15 protein-coding genes and 1 pseudogene are annotated in these 20992 nt (G+C 51.4%); 1 reads left to right on the forward strand and 15 read right to left on the reverse strand.

Annotated elements, in window-relative coordinates; genetic code table 11:
• Positions 1-126: 126 nt before the first annotated feature.
• Genes HH215_RS18145 through HH215_RS18175 form a run of 7 tightly spaced genes read right to left on the reverse strand, consistent with a single transcriptional unit; the run spans position 127 to position 8590 of the window.
• On the reverse strand, positions 127-1599 hold the full coding sequence (locus HH215_RS18145) for an ABC transporter substrate-binding protein (RefSeq protein WP_169281188.1): 1473 nt from the start codon (positions 1597-1599) through the stop codon (positions 127-129).
• A gap of 60 nt (positions 1600-1659) precedes the next feature.
• Positions 1660-2553 carry a carbohydrate ABC transporter permease gene (locus HH215_RS18150; protein ID WP_254450140.1) on the reverse strand — a complete coding sequence of 298 codons (894 nt, stop codon included), beginning with the start codon at positions 2551-2553 and terminating at the stop codon, positions 1660-1662.
• On the reverse strand, positions 2553-3503 hold the full coding sequence (locus HH215_RS18155; protein ID WP_254450141.1) for an ABC transporter permease: 951 nt from the start codon (positions 3501-3503) through the stop codon (positions 2553-2555). Before HH215_RS18155 ends, HH215_RS18150 begins: the two co-directional genes overlap by 1 nt.
• 42 nt (positions 3504-3545) lie before the next feature.
• Positions 3546-4811, reverse strand: a complete 1266-nt coding sequence (locus HH215_RS18160) for a Gfo/Idh/MocA family protein (RefSeq protein WP_169281189.1) — start codon at positions 4809-4811, stop codon at positions 3546-3548.
• A 48-nt stretch (positions 4812-4859) separates the two neighbouring features.
• Positions 4860-5969, reverse strand: a complete 1110-nt coding sequence (locus tag HH215_RS18165) for a DUF4832 domain-containing protein (protein WP_254450142.1) — start codon at positions 5967-5969, stop codon at positions 4860-4862.
• Positions 5935-7251 carry an acyltransferase domain-containing protein gene (locus HH215_RS18170; protein WP_169281190.1) on the reverse strand — a complete coding sequence of 439 codons (1317 nt, stop codon included), beginning with the start codon at positions 7249-7251 and terminating at the stop codon, positions 5935-5937. Before HH215_RS18170 ends, HH215_RS18165 begins: the two co-directional genes overlap by 35 nt.
• A gap of 4 nt (positions 7252-7255) precedes the next feature.
• The gene (locus HH215_RS18175) at positions 7256-8590 is read right to left on the reverse strand and encodes a DUF4832 domain-containing protein (RefSeq protein WP_169281191.1); all 1335 of its coding nucleotides are present in this window, start codon (positions 8588-8590) and stop codon (positions 7256-7258) included.
• A gap of 383 nt (positions 8591-8973) precedes the next feature.
• Between HH215_RS18175 and HH215_RS18180 the strand changes: the two genes are divergently transcribed.
• A complete protein-coding gene (locus tag HH215_RS18180; RefSeq protein WP_169281192.1) occupies positions 8974-9978 on the forward strand; it encodes a LacI family DNA-binding transcriptional regulator in 1005 nt (334 codons plus the stop codon).
• A gap of 15 nt (positions 9979-9993) precedes the next feature.
• Here the strand turns inward: HH215_RS18180 and HH215_RS36720 are convergent.
• The 8 genes and pseudogenes from HH215_RS36720 to HH215_RS18220 form a co-directional block, all read right to left on the reverse strand.
• Positions 9994-10107 (reverse strand): annotated as a pseudogene (locus HH215_RS36720) (acetylxylan esterase); the annotation flags it as partial.
• Positions 10108-10202: 95 nt separating this feature from the next.
• The gene (locus tag HH215_RS18190) at positions 10203-13091 is read right to left on the reverse strand and encodes a sensor histidine kinase (RefSeq protein ID WP_169281193.1); all 2889 of its coding nucleotides are present in this window, start codon (positions 13089-13091) and stop codon (positions 10203-10205) included.
• Positions 13088-14437, reverse strand: coding sequence for a response regulator transcription factor (locus HH215_RS18195; protein WP_169281194.1), 1350 nt, complete (start codon positions 14435-14437; stop codon positions 13088-13090). The genes HH215_RS18190 and HH215_RS18195 overlap by 4 nt, the downstream gene beginning before the upstream one ends.
• A 34-nt stretch (positions 14438-14471) precedes the next feature.
• Positions 14472-15995, reverse strand: coding sequence for a glycosyl hydrolase family 28 protein (locus HH215_RS18200; protein WP_169281195.1), 1524 nt, complete (start codon positions 15993-15995; stop codon positions 14472-14474).
• Between the two features lie 3 nt (positions 15996-15998).
• The gene (locus tag HH215_RS18205; RefSeq protein WP_169281196.1) at positions 15999-17468 is read right to left on the reverse strand and encodes a glycosyl hydrolase family 28 protein; all 1470 of its coding nucleotides are present in this window, start codon (positions 17466-17468) and stop codon (positions 15999-16001) included.
• 7 nt (positions 17469-17475) lie between these two features.
• Complete coding sequence (locus HH215_RS18210; protein WP_169281197.1) at positions 17476-18318, reverse strand: carbohydrate ABC transporter permease; 843 nt, start codon at positions 18316-18318, stop codon at positions 17476-17478.
• 1 nt (position 18319) lies between these two features.
• Entirely contained in the window at positions 18320-19288 is a 969-nt protein-coding gene (locus HH215_RS18215; protein ID WP_169281198.1) for a carbohydrate ABC transporter permease, read from the reverse strand.
• A gap of 83 nt (positions 19289-19371) precedes the next feature.
• Complete coding sequence (locus tag HH215_RS18220) at positions 19372-20814, reverse strand: ABC transporter substrate-binding protein (protein WP_169281199.1); 1443 nt, start codon at positions 20812-20814, stop codon at positions 19372-19374.
• Positions 20815-20992: the final 178 nt, after the last annotated feature.

Consider the following 20992-nt stretch of genomic DNA (forward strand, 5'->3'; position numbering starts at 1 on the left):
CTTCTTCGCACTTAAGAAATACCGTCAGATAAGTTCTGACGGTATTTTCATTAAACTATGAGGATAAACAACACTTGGAAATCCTTACCCTTAGATGACCCTACCCAGGCGGCACCGTCGGCGTATCTATTTCCTTTTATTTGCCAAGAACTCGTCCAGTTGACGCTGTATCTCGGCTACGTACTCTTCGATACCGGCATCCTTCAGCTTCTGAACCGCTTTAGGATATTCCGTATCGAAGTCGACGAACCCGGAACGAATCGCGGCGAATTGCTTACCGGCGACCTCACGCAAAGCCGTTTCGATATTTTTCACCTTTTCGTTGTTGAAGCGGAAGCCGATCGAATCGGAGAGCACCGCTTTATCGTCCCAGCTTTTATATTGATCGATCGTTTCTTGCGAAATATCGGGCGCGAACAATTGATAATTCTGATTGCGGAACATCCATTCGTAGAAAAACTCGTCGGTAGTCAGCTTCTTGATTCTTCCGTCCACGATTTCATAGTCTTGGCCTTCCACGCCGTACAAGGCGAACAAATAATTTTCCTTGGACGAGTAGAGCCAGTTGATAAACTTCATAGCTCCCTCGGGATTCGGCGCGGTAACCGGAATGCCGAGCACTTCGCCGCCAGTCGCGGTAATATAGCGCGGCTTGTCATCCGCCAGCAAATACGATTTCAGTTCGGCTTCGGGAGCGTTCGCCTTGACCGAGTTGGCGATCTCCATCTCTTTGCCCAGGGAGCCTTCCACCCAAAGGTAGAGACCGGTTTGCATCCGCGTATCTCTTTCGTTGTATTTGATCGTCAGATCCTCGGAATAGAATCCTTCTTGATTCATTGAACGATTGAATTTCGCCATATCCTGGAATGCCTTCGTTTCATAATAGCTATAAGCTTTCTTGGTATCTTCCCCGAATACGACCAGGTCCTCTACCGCGATCCAGTTGTATTGCTCCTCCGCGAAGTAGCGGGTCAACGGCTTAAAGATGATATCCGCCGGACCCTTCATTTGCGGGAACTTTTCTTTGGCTTTGGTCGCGAAGGTCTTCAGATCCTCCGGCGTGTTCAACTCCTCCATGCCGACGGCTTCCAGAATATCCTGGCGTACCGCCACGAGTTGGTACATCGCGGAAGACGGAGCGTACGCGGACGGAATGCCGTAGAGTTTCCCGTCGATTTCCGCTCCCTGAAGCTGCTCCTTCGGCAGAACCTTCGCCATATCCTGGCCGTATTTCTCGACGAGCTCGTCCAGAGGCTGCGCTTGCTTCTTGTTGACGATCGCGGCGAGATCCGGCAAGCCGTCCCAATACAAGTCGATCGGCTCGTTGGCGGCCAACATGATGTCCTTCTGCTCCCAATACTGGGACCAAGGGACGAAGACGACCTCCAGCTTAATCCCGATGTCTTTCGCGAGCTTCTCCGCCAATTCTTTATCTATAAAACTGCTAAACCGATCGGTTTCATCGCCGGGATAGAGCAAAGTGACCTTTTCGAGCTTTCCTCCCTTCGACTTTTCTCCGTTGCCGCTGCTGCAGGCCGACGCAATCGATACGATTAGCGCCAGCATAATCGATAAAACAAGCATTCTCTTCAAGTTCATTTTCATAACCCTCCTCGGTCTTTGTCGTTCATCTATGTAAAAGCCATTTCGGCTAATCAGCTACTCCTTAACCGCGCCGGTCATGATCCCTTGAACGAAGTACTTCTGCACGAACGGATACAGAAACAGAATGGGGCCGATCGTAATGATCGTGACCGCCATCTTGACCGTTTCCGCGGGAAGGGTGATGCTGCCCGAGGCTCCCGACGGGATTCGCCCGGAACTGATGGCGTTGACGTTCGACAAAATATTGTAGAGGAAATACTGCAACGGAAACAGATCCCGATCGTTAATGAAGATCAACGCATGCCACCAGTCGTTCCAATACTGCAGCGCGTACATTAAACCGACGGTAAGCAACGCGGTCTTGCTTAACGGCAGCGCGACCTTCCAATAAATCGTAAAATGATTCGCCCCGTCGACTTCAGCGGCTTCGTAGAGAGACGGCGAGATGTGCGCGAAATACGTTCGCAGCAAAAACATATTCCATACGTTAAAGAGCGAAGGCACAATCAGCGCCAGTACGCTGTTCTTTAACCCGTAATAGTTGACGTTGACGATGTACCACGGGATCAAACCCGCCGAGAAGATAATCGTAAAATTGCAAATAAACGCGATTATGTTGCGATATCTCAGCTTCTTGATGGAAAGGGCATAGGCAACCATGCTGGTCAGCAGCAACGCGCCCAACGTGCCTGCGATCGTCACGAAGATCGTCACGCCGTAGGATCTCAAAATTCTTCCCCCGCTGTTGGCGAAAATATAGCGATACGTGTCCAGGCTGAACTCTTGGGGGATAATCGAGTATCCGTTCTTGGTGATGGCTTGCTCCGATGAAAAAGAGACGCTTACGGTTAAGAGAAGCGGATACAGGCACATCATGGCGAACAACGCGATGAACAGATAGGCGAATCCCGTAACGAATCTGTCGTTAAGCCATCCGTTCCTATGCATCAGAATAGGCCCTCCCCGTCATTGACTTTCTTGGCGACCCCGTTCGCCAACGTAATCAGAATGAGACCCATGACGGATTGCAGCAAGCCGATCGCCGTCGAATAAGAGAAGCCCAGCGTCCTCATCGACTGGTAGACGTACGTGTCGATGATGGTGACTTCATCGCCGAGTACCGGGTTGTTGCCGACGATTCCGTAGATCATGCCGAAATCGCCATAGAAGATGCGGCCGACGCTCAGCAACGTAAGGACGATGACCGTAGGTTTCAGCATCGGGATCGTCAAGCGGAATATTTGCTGCAACTTGTTGGCTCCATCCACCTTCGCGGCTTCGTACAGGCTTCCGTCGAAATTGGACATCGCGGCTAGATAGATAATGGAGCTATATCCGCTCCACTTCCACACGTTCGCCAGAATAATGATCTCTTTCCAGTACTTCGGCTCCGAATACCACCGGATCGGCTCCATTCCGAACCAACCCAGAATGCCGTTAGCGACGCCGACGTCCGAGGAAAATATGCCGTAAATGATCGCCCCCACCACGACCCATGAGATAAAATAAGGGAAAAACATCATGCTCTGCGTCAGCTTCTTGAACGCCTTGCCGCGAATCTCGTTCAGCAAAACGGCGATGGTAATCGGGACGATAATCCCGAGGATAATTCCCCAAAAGTTAATGACCAGCGTATTGTAGGTAACTCTCCAGCCCATGCTGTTTTTGGAAAAAAAGTACTTGAAGTTGTCGAACCAGACGAACTTGCTTCCGAAAATCCCGTCCACGACGTTAAAATCCGTAAAAGCCATCCAGACTCCCGCGAACGGAACGTAGCAGAACAGAATCAGAACGATCAGGCCCGGCGCGCACATCAGGTACAAAATTTTGTGTTTGTTCATTTCGTATAGAAAGCCCTGACTTTTTTTCGTTTCAGGCATTTCGCTTGAAGCAATCATTTACTCACTCCTTCTCCTTCTCCTTGTCCGTCAGGCCGCCCGCTAACCCGAGACCGAGACCGCCTCAAGCAACTCGCTCTTCATGCGATCCATGTCTACCACGGTTCCGGTCAGTCTCGCTTTCTCCGCCGCATAGGCCATGAGGTGGCTCTCCACCGATTTGTCTATGGAGGATCGGCTTTCGCCGCCGCTCCGTTCCAATTCGTTCAGAAAATCGTTCATCAAGCCCGTATCTCCGCCATTATGGCCTCCGGAGACGGTGGCCGGCCGAATAATCCTCTGCTCCTGCCCTTCTGCCATATTGGAAGCGAACTTCGTCACTTCGATAATATTCCGGCTGTCGTCTCCGCGAATTTCTCCGTGCTCGCACATGATCTTAATCGTGCGATGCATTTTGTTGGTAAACGCGCTAAGGTGAAACGTGACCTTCACGCCGTTCTTGAACTCGATGATCGACACCTGGTTGTCGCAAACATCGTTGTCGTTGCGGAAGACGCACCGTCCATAAGGACCGGATTCCAATGCCTTCAGCAGCCCTTCCTCCGACTGATCCTCCGCAACAACGGTTGCGGGCCAGCCTCCCGCGATCGGCAAATACATTTTTCTGGCGTCGAATCGGCAATCTTTGGCCGCCTTGCAAGTTACGCAACGATCCGAGCTATCGGGCGGCGCGTTCTCTTCTTTGAAGAACGCCAGATCTCCATAGGAAGAGATCCGTTTGGCATCGCTGTCCGCAAGCCATGCCAATAGATCCATGTCGTGGCACGACTTTTGCATGATCAACGGACTGGACAGGTCGCTCCTTCTCCAATTGCCTCTGACGAAAGAATGAGCCATGTGGAAATTGCCGATATTTTCGTTGTGCTGGATCGTCAAGACTTTGCCCAACTCTCCCCTATCGATCAGATTCTTGATCTCCGAGTAGAAATTCGTATAGCGGAGCACGTGGCATACCGTGACTTTACGTCCTTTCTCGTTGGCCTTTTGTTGGATTTTGACGCATTCCTCCGGGCTGGGGGAAATCGGCTTCTCCAACAAAATGTCGTATCCTAGTTCCAGCGCTTGCATCGTTTGCGCATAATGGTCCCGATCCATGGACGCGATAATGACCGCATCGCAGATTTTGCCTTGCCGGTAGAATTCCTCGACCGAAGCGTACCGTCTCTCCGGAGCGATGCCGAATTGCTCCGCCGCCGCCCTTCTTCTGCCCTCGTCCGGGTCCGTGACCGCAATGATTTCCGCCCGGGGAAAGGCGGATGAAGAATAGATCATCCCGCGTTGTCCCGCTCCGATTAATGCCAGTTTCAATGTGTTTCCCTCCTGATAGTGTTCCGGCTGCCTGTCTCTCTATCGATCCTATTGTTGCGGAGTCTTCGGGTCTTCGAGCGGATAATATCCCTCCGGATAATAGACGTCCCAAATGTTCGCTAACGGATCTCCATCGGCCCGTTCGACGTTCACTTCTCCGGCTTCGTAGTATCCGTCCGATTGTCCGCTCCCGATGTGCAAGCGGATAGGCTTGTCGTTCAGGTCGAACAGCCCTATGCCTACGTTGTAATTTCCGGGCTTGATTTCCGGCAGCTTCGCGATTTCGTTATGAACGATGTCTCCGACGGACCAGTCCCTCGTCCGCGCGCTCAGCGGGATTTCGTAGGACTCTCCTTGTCGGCCGAGCCGAATTCGCAGCTCGAAATCGCGATAGAGGTTAGACGTTCCCGAATTGACCAACCAAATTCTGACGGGCAAGCTTCCGCCGCCGAATACGGTTTGCGGATAAGTCATCCTTCGCAGTTCCAGTTGCCAGCCGAGCCCCGCATCCACGTTGGAGAGGGCCGCATGCCAACGCCTTGCTTCTCTGCGAACATTCGGACCGCAAACCTCATCCGTGACGTGAAGGAGAACCGGTTGCCGCTTCCATACGCCGTTCAGCTTCTGTCTGGCGATCGCTTCGCAACTGGTTAACCAGTCGGACTCGCCGCATGTCACCCTAAGACCGAATTCCCTTCGGCTTTCCTTGAGATGGCGGATCAAGCGCTCCTGTCGTAAATCCGCGATCAGCGGAACCTTCCCGAACGCTTCCGCAAAGGCATTCCATTCTTCCATGTTATCCTCGAGCGTCGAGAGGATAACACCGCATAACCGATTGTCCTCCCCGACCACGCTCCCGACTTTTCGAATCAGTGCGGAATAAAGGTCGGACTCGCCTCTCATCGCCCACTCCGGTAAGTCCGGCGTAAGCTCGAGAACCGGATTCGTCGCCGCGCCGATCGCCGCGAGCATCGATTCCGCGCGGAATGCTCCTCGTTCGGGCTCCAGTTGCTTCCAGGCGACAGCGATATAGCTCAGCTTGCTTTCGTTCCCGAAGTTTCGGCTAAGATGCGGCGGACGGATTTTAACCATCGGATACGGCTCGTAATTTTCCAACGAATATTTACCGATCGGAAACCCTCCCTTGCAGATGCGCATCCGCCGCGATCCGGAATTTGTCCAAATCCTCTAAGCTAATATAGGGCATGTTTCCGATCCGAGAGACCTCTTCCTTCAATACGATCATGGCGAGCGTGTTAAATCGCGCTCCCGTCTTCATATAGTTCGCGGCCGCTTTCTGCAGCGAAGTTTTCAACTGAATTTCGCCGCCAAGCGGATCGGCCGCGCGATCTCCGAAAACCTCGTAACGCAGCATGCCGTCCCCCTCGTCGATCGGATAATTGTAAAATTGCCTTTGCACCTGGATGATATTGCTCTTGTCGGGATCCAAGATTAGCGACAACCGCGTATCGTAAAGCCAGCTTTCGCTCCAGAAGCCTTTGACGGGCAGCTCCGGAAAGTACCTCTCGTAGAAGTCGATCGCCATCGCCATCGAAGCTCGCAGTCGTTCCGGCGTATAGCCGGGACCCGACGGAATATGGAGCGCCAGCAGAGTATCGCCGATCCGGAGCGCCGGCTCCCAATCCTTCTTGGCGATTCGGACCGGCTCTCTCTCTACGAAACCCATCGGATTAATCCGGTTAGCCGTAATGCCATCCTCGTCTTCCTCCCACAAGGAGACGAATCGACCGGAAGGATCGAATACGCCGTTAATGCCGTCCCTCTGTCCGTCCGCCCTGAATGCCTCACCGGCATGCCGAAGGGCGACGACTTGCTGCGTTTCCTTGTTTCTGAACATCGAGAATGCGCTTTCAAAGCGGTAGGGGATAAACAAAAACCGATCAAGATGGAAGATCGAACACGTATAAAAATTCATGACCCACGGAAAATCGTGCACTTTCGGATCGCCGTACGAAACGATTTTCTCGATTTGCGACTTCAAAGGCTGATGCGGAACGTTCTCGTAATGGATTTTCGGAACTCCGCGGCGCTCCAAGCTCTCTATTGAAGGAGCGATGCAGGCCAACAGCAGCAGAAAGGAGTACCACTCCCCGTACCGCTTCATGCAACCTGGGGTCATATTCGTATAAAAGTCCGGATCGCAACGGTTGCGCGCGGTACACATATCGTGCACGAGAAACTTCGTGAAAGCATGCAGGACGGAGTCTTGTACGATCTCGTCAAGAGCCGCCTCGACCTCCTCTCTTGCCGTCGCGGGAAGCTCGTATCTCTCCAGCAGCCCGTCCAGGAAGCCGTTCGGAACGAGAGCGGTCTCCGGATTCGGTTCATACGAAGCGTATTTCGCCTCGAGCCCTTCGGGTACATAATCGAATCGACAATAGGCGATGCATTCGCCATACTCGGGTTTCTGCCTCTTCATCTTCTTATCCCCTCCCAACGGTTAGCGCACCCATCGGATAGTAACCGTCCCGCTCCCCTTCGATCGCGAGCCGGACGTTCCCGATCTCTTCTACGCCGGTTTCGATTCCGATTTCCAGCTCGTACTCTCCTTCGGGAATGTCGGGAGGAAGCACTAACTTCTCCGCCCAAAGAGTATCCTGATCCGGAAGCCATTTCCGAATATCCTCCCGGCTCGTGAGCTTGATGATTCGATTCCTTCCGACGATTCGTACGACAAGCGGATAACGGTTATAGATCGGAGCCGAGCCGATATTCGCCCAGAGCGCTTCGAGATACAGTCCTTCTCCCGCAATTACTTTCGAATCATAAGTGAATTTACGAAGCTCGAATCGGTAGCCCATCCTCTTCACCCACTGAACTACCTTGTCTTTCCAAGGCTCCGGAACGACAGTGCCTTTGTTGTTAAAGGAAGAAATATGCCACTTCAGAGATTCCTCGATAATATAGTCGATGTCCCAGCCCTGGACATACCAATCGTTCATGTGCCAGCAGGCTTCGAACTGAATCGGCCCCTTTTCCCAGGCGTCGCTCATATTGAAATTATGAATGTTTTGCGGGTAAAAATCGGTCATGTGCGACCACTCTTGCCCGTGAAACCCGCCCATATCGCCCAAACAGTCCACACGGAAACCGATATTCGCATTGCGCGCCTTTATGATCTTCAAGGATTGCGGATCGTGCAGCAGCGCTTGCAGCGGAGTCGTCTTAAACCCGTCCGTATACGCCTCGACGATCTGCCGGATCGCTTCCGGGTTCATGAACTCCGTTCCCCCGCCTTCTCCCCATGCGCCGACGATGGCGATATCCACCGAGCCGATTACCGGATGACCGTCGAAGCGCTCCGCGAAAGCCCTGATAAAAGAAGACCAGTAGTCCGCATACGAGGATTCGTTGGGATCGACTTTCCAGAAAGGAAAATCCGGGATTTCCGGAGTCTCCGCTCGGAACCAGGCGGGAATATCCTCGTCCTCGTTCAGCGCATAAGGCGAACATCGTACGATCGCGGAGCATCCGAGCGATTTCGCTTTGTCCAGCTTCGCTTCGAGCTCTTCCCAACGATACGCCCCTTTTTCCGCCTCCAGGTCTTTCCATCTAGCACCTACGTAATAGACTTTACTGTCCGGATGATTCCAAGTTCGGCTATCCTCCGTAAATTTGTACTTCCCGACTCTCTTGCCTCTGTTATCGAAAATTTCGTCCAGATCGCCCATTAACGCGGGGGCCGCCGTAAATCCGATTCCCGGATTGGCGATCATCCCGTGGCGCATTTGCGGATACACGGTTACTGCCTTATTCATGTTCGACCCTCCTTGAACTGATATTCTCGAACAATTACGTAACAAGTGGATTTTTGTTGCGTAATATGATACAATTGTTTAGTAATATTTATGATGCAATTATATCATCTCAAACGGATCGCGCAAGTCAAAATTTCGAGATTTCGCTTACGAAATTCTCATGTTATTTTTAGTTATATGTTCACAAAAGCCTTGAAGGATATAGAATAAAAAGCAGTTCTATTTATTGCTCCCTTCATTTTCTGCGGTTAACTAAACAAACGTAACAATTTTACGCAATTGTTTTCGATAAATACTTAGAAATAAGTCTATCAGAGTCGTGAAAATCAAAATTACATGATAAACTGGAAACATATGTTTCTGATAAAAAGGAGATTACGGTCATGAGTACCATTAGAGAGGTTGCCCACTTGGCCAACGTATCCACCGCTACCGTCTCGCGGGTATTAAACAACGATTCTACTTATAAAATCACCGAAGAAACCCGCGCTAAGGTGATCCAGGCGGCTTCGCAACTGAATTACCGAATCCACCCGAACGCGAAGCGTCCTCTCCGGGAACTATCGAATATGAAAATCGGATGCGTGCTCAGCGTAACGAAAGATAAATATAACGATCCTTATTTTATGTCGATCTTGTCCGGCGCGGAGGAAAGACTGCTCGCCGAAGGATTGGACGTGGCATTTATCCGAACGGGAGCGGAATTGGATGAAAAGCACATTTTGTTAAATACGTTTAACGAGCCCATTACGGGACTGATCCTCATGGAAACTTTAAATCACGAAACCTACGAGTATTTGCGAAAGCACGTGCCTTATATCGTCGGGATCGACACGGAACGCTGGGATATCGACAACGTCGGTTACGATCATCACCATGTGGCCTCGATGGCCGTGAGCCATCTGATCGAGAAGGGCCATACGAAGATCGGATTTATCGGGGGAAGCGGCTTAAGAGGGAACATTCGGGAGAGCCAGCGGTATCGGGGATATTATTCTACCATGCATGCGGCCGGATTAACGGTCAATCCCGATTGGGTGATCGATTGTTTATGGGACGAAGCAAAATGCATCGAGAAAGTCGACGAGCTCTGCAAAAGCAGCCGCCTGCCGACCGCCTTCTTCGTGGCGAGCGATCTGATGGCGATGGCTGCCTTAAACGGTTTATATAATAACGGCGTCGCCGTCCCGGACGAAACGGCGGTCATAGGCCTATCCAACATCGAGATGTCGAAGTATTCGAATCCTCCGTTAACGACTATCCATGTGCCGACCAAAGAAATCGGAATGGTAGCCGTCGACCTTCTGCTCGAACGGATTAAAGGAAGCACGGTCCTTGCGAAGCGGGTCAGTTTGCCTACAAACCTGATTGTACGCAGTTCAACATAGAGGATCGGTTGTTTCCTATTCCGCGTTCGGCGTCCGAAACGTGCTCGGAACGAGCTCGAGCTGCGGGTCCACGGCGCGCAGCTCGGCGATCGCGCTATCCCAATACTCGTCGAAATCGGCGGGACGAGGATTCGTCCCCTGGTTCTTTTAATTCATCGATAGGCATATAGGCATATCGATGAATGGCATGAAGGAACATTCCTTTCAATTATGGTTGTGGGGGATTAAGCTCCGGCGGAGTCGAAACGCAAAGGTATCTCGATCGTTATGGTCGTCCCTCGAAACTCCTCGCTATCGATCGCCAGTTTCAATCCCTCGCCGTAATAGATGAGCAGCCGCTGATACACGTTCACCAATCCTACGCCGTTGGAGCGTTTCGAAGAGATTCCATCGTTCGAAGCTGGCGAAGTTTCGTTTTCCATGGTCAAGGACCTTCTCACTTTCGCCAGCTCTTCCTCGCTCATTCCGATTCCGTTATCCGATATGGTTAGAATCATTCGTCCATCCGACGATCCGACGACGATCGTAATCTCGCCGTCCCCGTAAAGATCTTCGATTCCGTGCTGAAGCGCATTCTCGATGATAGGCTGAAGGATAAACTTCAAGATCGGTACCCTTATCATCGACTCGTCCAATCGCCACTTCACGGTGAATTTGTTCTGGAACCGAAGCTCCTGGATCGTCAGATAATTGCGCACATGCTCGATTTCCTCGGAGAGAGGAACGACCTCGTTGCCGGTATTTATCGTGAACCGAAAGATTTTGGCCAACGAATTCACCATCGTGCTGACTTCCGTCGCGCCATACTGCCTCGCTCTCATATTGATGGCTTCCAAGGTGTTATAGAGAAAATGGGGGTTAATCTGCTGTTGAAGCATTCCCAGCTCTGCCTTCATCTTGGACGTGACCAATATTTTCTCGCGGATCTGCTTGTTGATGTTCTCTTCCATCAGCCCGTGAATCTGCATGATCATCTGGTTGAAACTCCCGACCAACTGACCGATTTCGTCCCGGGAGCCCGAAGGATTATCGAGTCCGGCCGGCAAGCCTTCCACCCTCTCCACCGCGCGCTTCAACCTTTCGATAGGCTTGACCAGAAGCAATGACACGTTCCATACCGCCGCAAAGATGATCAGAATGATCAGGACGATAAGCAAAACAAACCGATGAAGCATATCGTTCATCTTCAAATACATATCGTCGATGGTCATGAAGATGAAGGTCGACCAGCCTTCGTTCCCGATCGGGCGATAGACGATCACCTGATTGCTTCCTTCCACTTTATCGATGAGGACGTCATCCGTTTTCTCCCTATGGCCGTTCCATTGATTGGAAGCCTGTATCCGGAAGCCTTGGGACGAGGTATTCGAATAAATGAAATCCCCGGAACGATTGAGCATAACGAAGCTCATCTTGCGGTCGGAAGCGACGGACGAGAACGCGTCTTCCTTCAGGACGACCTGGAGGAAAGCATCCATCGACTTCCCCGTCGCGGGCGAAGGCAGAGACAGCTTCTTGATCAGCATTAATGAAGGATGGCCGTAGACGTCATTCAACCCGGTAACCCATACCATTCGTTCCGATTGCAGGTTCGACAATAGATCGGGGTCGATGGACGACAATTTGAACAGCGTCAGATTATTGAAGAACGCCGAAGAATAGCGGGCGACTCCGCCGGAATCGTACAGAACGAAGTAAGAGAGATCACCTAACCCCGGATAGCTGGCGACCGTAAAGTCGTCAATGTTGTCCATGAACGTATACGGCGACAACAGGTTCGTTAACCGGCTGTCCGTAGACAATCGATTCGTCAAGCTCTCGTAACCTTCCATCCGGTCCCGCAATTCAACGATCAGATGGTTGGATGATTCAACCGATAAGTCGACGGCCTTATTGAAGACATAATTGTACATCAGATATAAATGCATGCAGATCGCCGTTAGCACCGGGATCAGGACGGAGGTCAGCAGCATGAGCAGCACTTTGCCCCGAATGGAGATTCTGGAAAGCTTGACCTCCGAGAACCGTTCCTCCGGGATGCTATGGAAATCGAGATCGTTTTCCTTCTTCCAAACGATTCTGGCCAACACTTGGAAAGGGTACATAATCAAGTTGGCGAACTTGAGCGAGATCAGGAAACAGACGAGCAACGTGCATAGGAAGAAGGCAATGTAGACGTTAATGAAATTCCGATCCCACAGCGAGCTGCTCTTCTCCCGCTCGAAGAAGACGATATTGAATTCATAAGGAGCAATGGGCTGGGTTCTGACTTTATAGTTGCCGCCGATCCGTTGCTCCCATTGCCGAAATCCGTTATCGATCCGTTGCGCCGCCGTCCGGAGTGCATCCGGATCGGGCAGGTTCGACCAAAGCGTCTGTTGGTTTTCGTCCAATACCCCGACATATCCGTTCCATATTCGGGGCGACGGTAATTCAGCGGAGAAAATCCGTTCATCCAATACGATGACGGATAATACGTTCAAGTAATTGACCCCGTTATTGATAACGAGATGGCCTTCGATAGACGTGAAAAAATGATTGAGCCGCTGCCGAGTTTCATCCGGAATAGGCGCTTTGTTCGCCGCCAGGGCATCCGTGAACATCCCTTCGGGAATATAGGTCGGCATGCTATAGTATCGGGTGAAAGAATCCAACAGACCCGCACTTCTTAACTCATCGATCCATGGAATCCGATCGTCCGGAATATTGCGATCGGTCGGGAACGATTTGCCGAAGTTCCTCTGATTCACGTTATCCCCGATGAAATAAATCTGATCGACCAACCCTTGGGGAAGATGCAACCGGCTTAGACGGGAATTCAGTTCTCCCCTGGCTTCCACTTCTTCTTCGGCGGTACGGAGGTTCAAGAACGAACGGGCATACTTCGTGAAGTCCGACGATTCGATCTGCAACGCCAAGGAATTCATTTCGTTGAGCTTCGTTACGATTTGGCTCTCTACGTGTTTGGACAGATTTTGTTCGGAAGCCTTCTGGATTTCGGAACCGACGTCGCGCGTGTTCCAATAGCTGATGCCGATCAGAATAGCTTCCGATAGCACGGTGAGCAGGAACGCGATCATCACGAGGCGATTGCGATGGTGGCGAAACCTCATGGCCGGCCGTCCTTGGCATCGGTTTGGAAACAGGCGTTGCGATATTCGACCGGAGACTGTTGCGCGTACTTCTTGAATACCAAAGTGAAGTAACGGGGATTCTCGTACCCTACCATTTCACCGACCTCGTGTATTTTATGGTTCGTTTGCTTCAAGAAAGCTTTGGCCTTATCGATTCGGTACAACGTCAAGTAATCGATATATTTCTGACCCGTCATCTCCTTGAACAGGAAACTCAAATAGCTCGCGTTCAGATGGACATGCTTGGCCACGTCTTCCAAGGTAATCGTCCTGTCGAAGTTTTCTTCGATGAATCGCTTAGCTTCCTGTACGAGACGATGACCGTTCGCCTGCTCGATGTCCCTGCGCGGCATTCCCTCGTCGATCGCCGAATCTTCCGATTGTTCCACAGGGCGATCTGCCGTCGCGTGAAACAAGGCTCCCGCTTCCCGATAAGATAACCGGATTCGTTCGGGCTTCGACACGACGGGACCGATGACGTAGGAAAAGTGCGATTTAAACAAGCCCCGAAAGCGCTTCAAGCCGCTCAGAAGCCGATCCAGCTTTTCTCTCAAACTATCCGAATTATCCCTAAGAGCCGTCAGCGCATCGGAATTCGCTACGATCAGGGAACATTGTCCATCGGAATCGACGTAGTGGTAGCCCATACCCTGTTCATCCCACAAATCTTGCAGTAGATTATCCAAAGTAAAGACGATCAGGTTCCAATCCTTGTCTCCTACCCCTCTCGGTTTCTCGGGATAAGAGGACAACCGCAGCAGGCAAACCGCGTATTGTCCGTTCTCCTCCAGCATGACTTCGGCGGACGAACTTTCCAGCTCGATCGCCTCTTCCGTCATGGACCTTTGCAGAATGTCGCGGAGAAATTTCTGGCGCAAATGATGAGCCGACAGCTTGGCCTTTCGTTCAAGGGCCGCAGCCCTTACCTGCTGTTCTTTTTCTTGGCCGATGAGACGAATCGCCTTGGCCAACACTTTCTCGTACTCTTCGAAATCGAGAGGCTTGAGCAAATAATCGAGCGCTCCGTGCTTCATGCATTTCTTGGCGTATTCGAAATCGTCGTACCCCGACAAAATAATGATCTTCGTATGCGGATAACGCGAAGAGACCTTCTCCGCCAACTCCAATCCGTCCATAAGGGGCATGCGAATGTCCGTCACCAGAATGTCCGCCGGCTCGTTCTCCAATGCTTTCAAAGCGAACAGTCCGTTCTCGCAATCCTCGGACGCTTCGATACGGAACGCGGAATAATCGAAGCTTCTTAACCCTTGCCTAATCTCGTATTCATCGTCGACGATCATCAGTTTGTATCGCTCGTTAGCCATTCGTTATCCCCTCTGATCGATGACATTCTATTCGTTACGCTTCATTATAGGGATATTCGGAGTTGCCTATCAAGCGAATCTCGTTAACGAAGTCGTTCAGTCGGAAGCTCGCGTCCTCCATCCGTTTAATCGGCCGGCCCCCCGCATAAAGCCCCTCGATCCGAACGTTATCCACGATATGGCCGGCATCCGAGCCGTGAAAGAGCGACGGCACTCCTTCCGGAATACGAATGTTACGAAATACGATATTACGAATATGTCCCGGTTCCTTGTCGACGGACCAACGATCCTTGAAGATCAAGCACACCATCACATACTGCATCTCGTCTTCGATTCGGATATTCTCGAACCGGACTCTCTCGATCGTTCCGGAATCCCCGACGACTATGCATAAGGAACCGACCTCCTCCGTCCACGTGGCCAAGCTATGGACGATGTCGCAATCTTCGAAGACGACGTCTTGAATATCCGTGCGGGTTTCTCCCGTAATTCCGAAGCAGCGCACTTTATCGTTCCATACGGTGCAACGGCGAACCGTAATCTCCCGTCCCCCGATTGCCGGAGGGGCGGCCATCGCTTTGACGACGACGGCGTCGTCCCCGGTACGAATCAGACAATTCTCTACGGAGATTCTCTGACAATTTACGATGTCGATCCCGTCGCTGTTCTCCCGGTATCCGATTAACGTAAGGTCCTTGATCGTGCAATCGTTGGACTTCGACAGATGGACCGTCCAATGCGATGTCCCGACCATCGTCAAACCTTCGATATGAACGTTGCTGCACTCATCGATGAACGTTGCTTTACGCGCATGCCAGTTCAGCATGGACAAATCGATGATTCCTCTCCCTCGAATTCGAATATCCTCCGTCCGTTCCGCGACGATGAAATCTTGGTACACCTTTTGTTTCGCCCAGTCGCTTTCGACGATCGGAAGCTCGTCTTCCGGAACGAATACCCGTAAGACGGCTCCGCCCGCGATGTACAGCGTCTGCCCTTTCGTAAGCTCCAGCTTGTCGACTTCATGCAAGCCGGGGCCGTAATAGACGACGTTGGGATCGCCCGCTTCGGGTACATCCTTCTCCGGGGCATGTACGGTCAGGAAGAGCGGTCTCTCCCGTCCATCGTTCGTCTCCAGAATCAGCTTGCACGGGCCGTCAATCGGAATGCGAATGGCTTGCTCCTCTATTTCCGGGAGCAACCCGAGCGAGAGCGGACGAACGATTGCGCTTTGAACGGCTCCGGAGCTCCGGGCAACGAGCGTAATCGCGCCCGACTCGGATACATAGTCGAGGGATGCGAAGGAGATCGGCCCCCCGCTCGTGACAGGCGCCGCATAGACGGGAATGTCATGGCCGCCGACAGAGAGTTGCCAGTCCCGGGACAGCACGAGTCCGTCCGGATCGGCGCCGAACGCATCCTCGCCTTGGAGCCGCAACCGTTGTTCGTTAGCCGCGAATCGGATTTCTGCAGGGGCGGGATAGATTCGGATCAAAGCGGAATCGATCTCGTAAAGGGTTGAGTCTCTCGAGTCTTTCTGGTCATTATGGACTCTCATGGGTCACTTCACCTTCAAATCTTTCGTGTATTTGTTAATCGTAAAGTGCGAATCTTTCGTCGATTCGACCTTCTTGCCGTTGATCACGACATTGTCGAACGTAATATCCGAAACGATGCGATCCTTGCTCCAGCCCTCGACCTTGATTTCGTTCGTCCCGTCCGAATAAGAAGTGATATCTTTGTACCGGATACCGCTAATCGCTCCCGGCCATGACCAATTGCCCTGTATGGCGCCGAAATAGAACGTCGTGTCCATCTGAACGTTAATGAGCCTCTTGGCTTTCTCGACCCGAATGTTCTGAAATGTAATGTCCTTGAACTCCGTTCCATGCAGCGCGAAAATATTGATCGCGGATCGGTCCGGCAGAACGTCCGGATGATCGCGGTCGTCGAAATTGTAGAGGACGTCGATATTGTCGAACGTAATGTTCTTGAAGTAGGCGGCGACCGTCTCCGCGCCGATTCCGATCGAATTGTTGCCATCGGCCCATAGCTGGGCGTTCTTGTACGTAATGTTGTAGACGGGTAGAGCCTTCGCCGGATCTTCCTCTTGGGACAGTCCCTTGATCGCGACGGCGTCATCCGTGGAATGGATGAACGAACCGTCGAAGACGATGTCGTGGCTGCTCACGATATTAAATCCGTCGGAGCTTGCATACCGCGGGCTTACGGCTTTGTAATTCAACACTTCCACATCGCTGCTGCCATGCATCGACGAGGTCCAACTGTTCGTATCCCGATTGACGATAATATCTTTGACCGTAGATTTTGTGACGTAATTCAGAGCCAACGCGATGTCGTCATACTCGTCTTTGCTCCTGTAATCGTTGAGGATGATGCCTCTGCCCCTTACGGTAATATTCGTGGCATTATCCGCGCGGAACCGGCCTCTGACCACCGCGCCTCCGCTAATATACAAGGTCTGATTCGAGGAGATCATCGTCGGAACCGAACCGTACTCCCCTAAGTCATGAAAACCCGGACCGAAAAAAATGACATCGGGGTCGTTGGCGTCCGGAATATCCTTCTCCGGGATCTGCGCGAACAGATGCAGCACTTTGCCTTGATAATTTCCGTCCAATACGAGCGAGACGTTCGCCGGACCGTTAAGCTTAAACGTGATGGAGTTGCCGCTTCGTTCTCCCTTAATCCCTAACGATCTAGGCACGAGCTCGAAGGACGAATATTCGAAGTTCGGCGTTATCGTTATGGTGCTGGCTCCCGGCATATCGAAATATCCGTAAGAAACCGGCTGATTCCAACTGTTATTTCCGGCGTTATATAAGTCGATTGCGCTCTCCCCTGCCTTCACGGCAAACTCGGTCGAGCGGTAATTCTCGGGTAAATCGGCAGGCGCCGCATACGTAATGACGGGTTCTTCCTTCGCTTCCGACTGCTTAGGAGTACAGCCGAATAGCGTCGTTACGATAGTCATGACTAGTAGAGCTTGGACGATCGATTGTCTTCTCATGTCTCTATCACCCCTTAACGGCAGAGGAAATGACTCCTTCTACCAAATAGCGTTGCCCCAGGAAAAACACGACGATAATAGGCAGGACGAATATAACCAACCCCGCGCTCTGGACTTGCGTAAGGGTGATATCCTTTTGCCCCGGAAACACGTAGCCGATCGAGAACAAAGCCGTGGCCAGAGGATACTTGTCGTTCTGAAGAAACATAAATGGCGAAATGTAGTCGTTCCCCCATGATCCGTTAAACGATAAGATCGATACCGTCGCGATAACCGGAAGGGAGATCGGCAAGAAAATGTTCCAGAAGATGCGGTAAGTCGAACATCCGTCGATTCTGGCCGCTTCCTCCAAATCCTTGGGGAAGGTCGCGAAAAATTGCCGATACAGGAAGATGCTGAACGCGCTGCCTCCCAAAGCCCAGAAAAACCACGGCCAGAACGTATTAATGAAGCCTATCTTATAGAAAATGACGTACGTAGGGATTTGCGTCACGATAGCCGGCAGCATCATCGTGGATAACATGAGCAGGAACAATACGTTTTTCCCCGGCCCTCTCAATCTAGCGAACCCGAATCCTACGACAGCGCTCGTAATCGTCGGAATAATCACGGATATGGCTGTAATGACGATCGAGTTTTTCGCGTAGTTCCAGTAATCGATGAAGGTCACCGCATACTTGTAATTGACCAATCGAAAGCTCGTCGGCCAGAACGTAGAAGCCGATCCTACCGTTTGCAGAGAGTTGGTCACCAGCCAGTATAGGGGCACGACGAACAGGATCGAAAGCAAGACGAGCATCGTATAGATGAAAATTCGGAACGAAGGATTCCGGACGCCGACGTTTACCATCTTATTTCCCCTCCTGATCGACTTCGTAGAATACCCATAGCTTGCTGGTGGAGAAAACGACCACGGTCAGTACCAATATCATGATAAATAGAACCCACAGCAACGCAAGTCCGTATCCGAAGCGACCGAATGCGAAGATCTGTTGGAAAGCGTGAACCGAATAGACGTAATTCGGCCGAATAGGCGTCGATAACAAACTGTTCGAGTTAGCCGCGAGCAGAATCGGCTGCACGAAAATTTGCAACGAACCGATAATGCTCATAATGAACTGGAAAAACAACACGGGAGTGACTAAAGGGATCGTGATTCTCGCGAATCTTTGGATCGTCGTAGCCCCGTCTATCGCCGCCGCCTCGTAGAGATCCTTGGATACGCCTTTTAACCCCGCTAAATAAACGAGAATCCCGCCTCCGACGCCCCAGAGAAGCATGATCAACAACGGAATCATCGCGTAGTCGTAACCGAGCCAATCGACGGGTTGCAAGCCCATGTCCGCCAGAAGGTTATTCACTACTCCATCGTCCACGAACAAAGATCTCCACATCGTCCCTACCGCAACCACCGGAATAATGGACGGGATAAAGAAGAGGGTTCGGTAGAATCCGATATTTTTGATGTTCTGATTCAACAATACCGCGAGCAGGAAGCCTAAGACCGTGCTTAACGGCACCATGATCGCCGTAATGAGCAATGTACGGCCGAGCGAGTACATCGCGTCGTTATCGGTGAACACTTTGCGATAATTATCGAACCCGACGAATTTCAACCGGTCCATATTAAATCCCGCGTAGTTCGTTAAGCTCAAATATAGTCCGTATAACAGCGGGATCAGGCCGAGGAGAACAAAGACGACGAACCATGGAGAGATAAAAACGTAAAATTCCATCGCTTCCTTGAAGCTCTTTCCGCGGAAACGCTTCGGCTTGTCGCGAAGAGCGGTGGCCGTACCGGTATTCGCTAATTGACTCATAGAGGCTCGCCCCCTTGCTTAGGTGTGAGATTGAAAAGGGTCACCGGATTAGCACAACCTCCGGTAACCCTTTTCTAGATTTGTTACTCTGGGCTGACGAGTTGCTTGCCTTCCGTAATAAGCGTGTTTAATTCTTCCGTCATTTTTTGCGTGGCGCCTTCCACCGTGTCTTTATCGAAATAGACCGGAGTGAAATATTTATCGAATATCGAGTTCACGGCCTGATAATTCAAGAACGGGTTGTACGGAGGACTGCCGTCCGTATACTGCAGCTCGTTCTGGATAAAGTCGTAGCTCATCTTGTCGAACTCGGTAGTTTGAGGCAGCAACGCCGCCAACGCTTTCGTGCCCGGCAAACCATATCCGGCTTTGGCCCGGTCTTCCGCGGGCTTGCCGCCGAAGAACCATTCGAATACTTCCCATGCTTCTTTCGGATGTTTCGTATTTTTGTAGATGATCGCGCCTGTCCCGAATGCGGTCGGCGAAATCCTTTTTCCGCCTTCGAGGTACGGAGCCGGCGCGACTCCGAAATCGCCCAAGCGGTCTTTGGTCAACTCGTTCGTCTTCAGGAAACCGGAGAACCAATAACCCGATATGATGATCGCCGCCTTGTTATCGACGAACAATTGACCGCCCCAATCCGTTTCCTGGTGCAGAGGGCTTGGTCCTACTCCGAATTTCGCGGTGTCCACCCAGAAATTAAGCAAATCTTTCATCCCGGGCGTCGATAAGTCAGCTTTGCTGTAATCGTCGCTGAACATGCTTCCGCCTTGCTGAAGCAATTGCACGTTGAGCAGATCCTGATTCGCGGCGGTACTGCCGTTAAAGTAAACAACGCCGTATTGGCTTACCTTTTTGCCGTTTTTGACCGTCAGTTTTTTTCCTAGTTCAATAAGTTCCGTCCACGTCATCGCCTCTGTGCTGCTAGGCAACGGAACGCCCGCGGCTTCGAACATTTTCTTGTTGTAGTAAATCGTAAAATCGGGCGACCAGTCTTTCGGGAATCCGTAAAGCGGACCTTCGCCGTGTACTCCCGTCGTCGTGTCGTATTTGAATTGGTTAACGACAGGATAGAAATCGTCCGGTTTGAATACGGTGCTATTATTAAAATTCGGAGTCAGATCAAGAGCCATCCCTTTCAAAACATAACCGGAAAGCTCATTGGTATTCGTGCGGATGATATCCGGCCCGTTGCCCGCGGCCATCATGGCCATCAGCTTATTGTAATCCGCGGATACGATCTCGACCTTGATATTGGGGTGGGTTTTCTCGAACTCCGCGACCATCTCGCTCGAAAATTCGGTATCGTACATCGTGTGTCTGATAACGACGGGTTTGCCGTTCGCTGCAGGCTCCTCCGAGCTCGCTTCGGCGCTCGCGGTTTCACTGCCGCTTGCCGTTGAAGTCGCTCCGCTATTAGGAGAAGAATTATCGTCTTTCGAATTATTGCCTCCGCACGCGCTTAGCAAGATTAAGCTGCACGTTAGGATGGCGGATAACAGAGTAGACCGAAACGCTCTTTTCATTTTGAATCCCCCTAGAAGTCATAAGTAGTAGAACGTTCTACTCTTCAAAGTATAGAGTCGACGGCTCTATGCAACAACGCACTATCTTTTTTGATTCGTGCATATTTCTTTAGGATATTCGATCCGCATCCGGCAAAATGGCTTGTCCGTCGTTGGACTGTGATCGGAAAAGGTTATA

Source organism: Cohnella herbarum, from assembly GCF_012849095.1.
GTDB classification, from domain to species: domain Bacteria; phylum Bacillota; class Bacilli; order Paenibacillales; family Paenibacillaceae; genus Cohnella; species Cohnella herbarum.

Excerpts from the sequence above, each read along its gene's own strand:
- HH215_RS18210 (WP_169281197.1), bottom strand. The coding sequence starts at position 18,318 with ATGGTAAACGTCGGCGTCCGGAATCCTTCGTTCCGAATTTTCATCTAT.
- HH215_RS18175 (WP_169281191.1), bottom strand. The coding sequence starts at position 8,590 with ATGAATAAGGCAGTAACCGTGTATCCGCAAATGCGCCACGGGATGATC.
- HH215_RS18205 (WP_169281196.1), bottom strand. The coding sequence starts at position 17,468 with ATGAGAAGACAATCGATCGTCCAAGCTCTACTAGTCATGACTATCGTA.
- HH215_RS18215 (WP_169281198.1), bottom strand. The coding sequence starts at position 19,288 with ATGAGTCAATTAGCGAATACCGGTACGGCCACCGCTCTTCGCGACAAG.
- HH215_RS18145 (WP_169281188.1), bottom strand. The coding sequence starts at position 1,599 with ATGAACTTGAAGAGAATGCTTGTTTTATCGATTATGCTGGCGCTAATC.
- HH215_RS18180 (WP_169281192.1), top strand. The coding sequence starts at position 8,974 with ATGAGTACCATTAGAGAGGTTGCCCACTTGGCCAACGTATCCACCGCT.
- HH215_RS18155 (WP_254450141.1), bottom strand. The coding sequence starts at position 3,503 with ATGATTGCTTCAAGCGAAATGCCTGAAACGAAAAAAAGTCAGGGCTTT.
- HH215_RS18150 (WP_254450140.1), bottom strand. The coding sequence starts at position 2,553 with ATGCATAGGAACGGATGGCTTAACGACAGATTCGTTACGGGATTCGCC.
- HH215_RS18190 (WP_169281193.1), bottom strand. The coding sequence starts at position 13,091 with ATGAGGTTTCGCCACCATCGCAATCGCCTCGTGATGATCGCGTTCCTG.
- HH215_RS18220 (WP_169281199.1), bottom strand. The coding sequence starts at position 20,814 with ATGAAAAGAGCGTTTCGGTCTACTCTGTTATCCGCCATCCTAACGTGC.
- HH215_RS18200 (WP_169281195.1), bottom strand. The coding sequence starts at position 15,995 with ATGAGAGTCCATAATGACCAGAAAGACTCGAGAGACTCAACCCTTTAC.
- HH215_RS18165 (WP_254450142.1), bottom strand. The coding sequence starts at position 5,969 with ATGCGCATCTGCAAGGGAGGGTTTCCGATCGGTAAATATTCGTTGGAA.
- HH215_RS18195 (WP_169281194.1), bottom strand. The coding sequence starts at position 14,437 with ATGGCTAACGAGCGATACAAACTGATGATCGTCGACGATGAATACGAG.
- HH215_RS18170 (WP_169281190.1), bottom strand. The coding sequence starts at position 7,251 with ATGAAGAGGCAGAAACCCGAGTATGGCGAATGCATCGCCTATTGTCGA.